The organism is Methylobacterium sp. WL6 (genome assembly GCF_008040095.1).
GTDB lineage: Bacteria > Pseudomonadota > Alphaproteobacteria > Rhizobiales > Beijerinckiaceae > Methylobacterium.
The window spans coordinates 1-3,536 of record NZ_VRVH01000389.1 but is presented as its reverse complement, the minus strand read 5'-3'; the positions used below and the strand labels follow the sequence as shown (position 1 = coordinate 3,536).

Genomic DNA, 3,536 nt, shown 5'->3' with positions numbered 1-3,536 from the left:
CGAACGGCTCGGGATCACCCGGTCGTAGACCTCCAGCATGAAGAACGAGCCGGTGAGGTACAGCACGTTCACCACGCCGCTCATCACCGCGACGCCGGCGAACGCCGTCCGGCAGGACGCCAGGGCCGAGCCGAGCTCTCCGGGATTCCGCGCACGCATCATGTTCCTGCCCCCGGCATGCATTCGTTCACTGTGTGCTTGCAACCGTACGTATATAATACGCGAATGGTGTTTCCTGTCTGTATACGCGCGCGCGATTTCTGAAAAGTGGCTGTATTCACCGAGATGCGCGTCCGATGTGCGAAGGTCGCGCCGCGCCTCCCGTCGCCTCCCGCAACGAGAACGGCCGCCGGACGGGGGTCCGGCGGCCGTTTCGGGATCGGGACGTTCGACCGGGGCTCGCCCGGCCGGGGTCGTCAGGGTTTCGGCGCGGGCGCCGGCATCGCCGGATCCGGCGTCGCCGCGGGCTGGGCGGGCACGCCGGCCGGCATGTCCGCCGAGGCGACGGGCCCGGCGAGCTCGGGATAGGCCTCGACCACGTGGGCGCCGTTGAGCGGCTTGTTGGCGCCGTTGTGGCAGGTGGCGCAGTTCATCTTCGGCACGTCGCCGAGCGGGCCGTGGCGGTTCGGCGGCAGCGTCTCGGAGAGCGGCAGCATGTAGTCCTCGTTCAGGTCGCGGACCATGCGGATGCCGTGCCAGGCGGCGACGCGGTTGGGCGTGCTCGTGCTCCAATCCGCCACCGAGCGGGTGTTGTGGCAGAAGGTGCAGTTCACGCCGAGCGACTGCGCCATGCTGATCATGATCGCGAAGGTCTTCTCCGCGTCCTGGATCGGCTTGCCCTTGGTCTCCGGCAGGGCCGAGGTGGCGTTGACGCGGATCGCGTCCTCGGGCGTGTTCTTGTGCGCGTAGAACGCCGCGTAGACGCCGTAGGGCAGCGAGGTCAGGCCGACCTGTGGGCTGGCGACGTTCTGCCCGTTGTTGCGCGGGATGACGCCGTGCCCCGCGTTCGGGCCGGGATTCTCGAACCAGATGTTCTTCGGCACCGGCTGGCCGCGGTGGCAGGTGTAGCAGGTGACGCCGGCCTCGTGGACGTGGTTCTCCTTCCAGGTCGAGTTGATGTGCTGGACCATCTGCAGCATCCGCCTGGCGACGCGCTTCTGGTACAGGCTGTCGTCGGCCATGTTCTCGGTGTTGTGGCAATAGGTGCAGCCCTGCTCCGGGGCGACCCACTCGGTCATCGAGGCCATCAGGCGGTTGAAGTTGTCGGCCGAGAGATCGCCGAGGACCTTGACGTTCTGGTAGACCGCCGAGGCCTTGTCGCCCCCGGGCTCGGCCGGGTCGGCCGGCGCGGGCGCCTGGTTGGCCTCGATCTTGGCGGCCTTGTTCGCCCGGGTCTCGATGACGTGCATCGCAGTGCCGCGGAACCCGGTCTGCTGCTGCGCCATCGGCGGGCGGGTCCAGCCGGCGGTGCCGAGCATGGCGATCGTGAGGAACAGCGCGGCGACCGCGCCGGCGACGGCGAGCAGGGTTCTCATGGGTGCACCGAGGGGGCGACGCTGGAGGGATCGACGATCGGGCCGTAGACCTGCGGATAGGACGGCGCGACCCCGTGCTTGACCGCCCAGAGGTACCAGTTGTCGACGACGGTGCCGGTGAGCAGGATGCCGATGCCGCCGGTCAGCGTCGTCAGCACCGCGAACCACCAGGCCCAGCGGTGGACCGATTCCATCGTGGCGTTGAAGCCCATGGTCCAGCGCCAGAACAGGGCGGCGCGCTCGGTGGCGGTGCCGCGGTCGACGATCTGGTCGATCTCGCGCTCGGCGCCGTAGCGCGAGCAGGCCAGGATGGTGCCCCCGTGCATCGCGAACAGCAGCGTCGACCCGTACAGGAAGACGATCGAGAGCATGTGGAACGGGTTGTAGAACAGGTTGCCGTAGCGCAGCGAGAACGCGGCGGTCCAATCGAGGTGCGGGAAGATGCCGAACGGCACCGCCTCGCTCCACGAGCCCATCATGATCGGGCGGATGAAGCCGAGCACGAGGTAGAGCCAGATCGCCGAGGCGAACGCCCACGGCACGTGCTTGCCCAGGCCGAGCGCCGCGGCGCGGCGGTAGAGCCGGAGCCACCACAGCAGGATCGAGGCGGTGAGGAAGAAGCCGGCGATCAGCCACCACCCTCCCTCGTTGAGCGGCGGCAGGATCCGGAGGCCGTATTGCGGGCGCGGCGGCTCGAGGGCGAGCCAGGGCAGCTGCCGCACGAACTGGATCGGGTCCCAGTTCACCGACGCCCACATGTTGAGGCCGATGATCTCGAAGGCGATCAGCCCGCAGGCGAAGGACAGCGCCCCGAGGTAGCCGATGTAGATCGGCCCGACCTGCGCGTTGCCGATCAGCCCCATCAGGTAGCTGTGGAACGGCTTGCCCCAGCGCGAATCGACGGCGACCGGGACGCCGTGCTCCGCCTCGATCGGCCGGATCTGCACCTGGGTGAGGATGTTCTGGTAGTACGCCATTGCCTGGGCCCTTTCCGGGAGCGTTCTTCAAGCGACGTGGTGGCCGTATCCGTCCCGCCCCCGGCCGCGCGACGATCGCGGCCGGGCGACTTCGCGGCTCAGCGCCAGACCGGCAGGTTCAGCCACCAGCCCCACCATTCCGGCCAGCCGTGCGTCCAGAACGGGCCGCTGATCACGATGCAGACCGCGCTCCAGAATCCCGCCGACAGGGCCAGGAACAGGCCGAGGCGGTGGATGCCGAGCGTGCCGATCGAGTAGCCGATCGTGTCGCGGAAGAAGGTGTCCTCGTGCTCGGGGCTCTTCACGGTCTCGCCCTTGGCCGGGTTCGTCGCCGAGAGGATCAGGCCGCCGTGCATCGCCAGAGCGAGCGTCGTGGTGAAGAAGAAGGTCACGGCGAGCATGTGCGCCGGATTGTAGTGGAAGTGCAGGTACTGGTAGCCGGTGTTCGACACCCAATCGAGGTGGCTGAGGATGCCGTACGGGAAGCCGTAGCCCCAGGCGCCCATCAGGAACGGGCGGACCACGACCAGGACGACGTAGGCGAAGATCGCGACCGCGAAGGCGAAGGGCACGTGGTAGCCGATGCCGAGCTTGCGGCAGATCTCGACCTCGCGCAGCGCCCAGGACGAGAACGCGCCGATGGCGCAGAACGTGATGATCTGCCAGAGGCCGCCCTCCTTCAGGGGGGCGAGCGCCAGCCCGTACTTGACGTCGGGCGGCGCGATGTTGATCTGCCAGATGTTCCAGGTCGGCCCGAGCGCCGCGCCGTAGATGATCAGCGCCGTGCCGAGCGCGCTGAAGAACAGCGTCGTGACCCCGAAGAAGCCGACGTAGAACGGCCCGACCCAGAAATCGAACAGGTCGCCGCCGACGAGGGTGCCGCCGCGGACGCGATACTTCTTCTCGAAACTCAGCATCGCCATGGCGAATAGCCTCCGGATGGGTCTGCGGGCGCTCGGGCGCTCGGGCGCTCGGGCGGGCGGTCGTGCGAGCGGCCTTGCGGCAGCGCTGGGGTGTCGGGCGC

At 68.5% G+C, this 3,536-nt stretch carries 3 protein-coding genes; all 3 read right to left on the bottom strand.

The window, feature by feature from the left end; all coding sequences use genetic code 11:
• Positions 1–416: 416 nt before the first annotated feature.
• On the bottom strand, positions 417–1,535 hold the full coding sequence (pufC, locus tag FV230_RS26085; RefSeq protein ID WP_147844448.1) for a photosynthetic reaction center cytochrome PufC: 1,119 nt from the start codon (positions 1,533–1,535) through the stop codon (positions 417–419).
• Positions 1,532–2,512, bottom strand: coding sequence for a photosynthetic reaction center subunit M (gene pufM / locus FV230_RS26080; RefSeq protein WP_147729316.1), 981 nt, complete (start codon positions 2,510–2,512; stop codon positions 1,532–1,534). Before pufM ends, pufC begins: the two co-directional genes overlap by 4 nt.
• 98 nt (positions 2,513–2,610) lie before the next feature.
• A complete protein-coding gene (gene pufL, locus FV230_RS26075; RefSeq protein WP_147844447.1) occupies positions 2,611–3,435 on the bottom strand; it encodes a photosynthetic reaction center subunit L in 825 nt (274 codons plus the stop codon).
• Positions 3,436–3,536: the final 101 nt, after the last annotated feature.

Coding starts and splice junctions, on each gene's coding strand:
- pufC (WP_147844448.1), bottom strand. CDS start 1,535: ATGAGAACCCTGCTCGCCGTCGCCGGCGCGGTCGCCGCGCTGTTCCTC.
- pufM (WP_147729316.1), bottom strand. CDS start 2,512: ATGGCGTACTACCAGAACATCCTCACCCAGGTGCAGATCCGGCCGATC.
- pufL (WP_147844447.1), bottom strand. CDS start 3,435: ATGGCGATGCTGAGTTTCGAGAAGAAGTATCGCGTCCGCGGCGGCACC.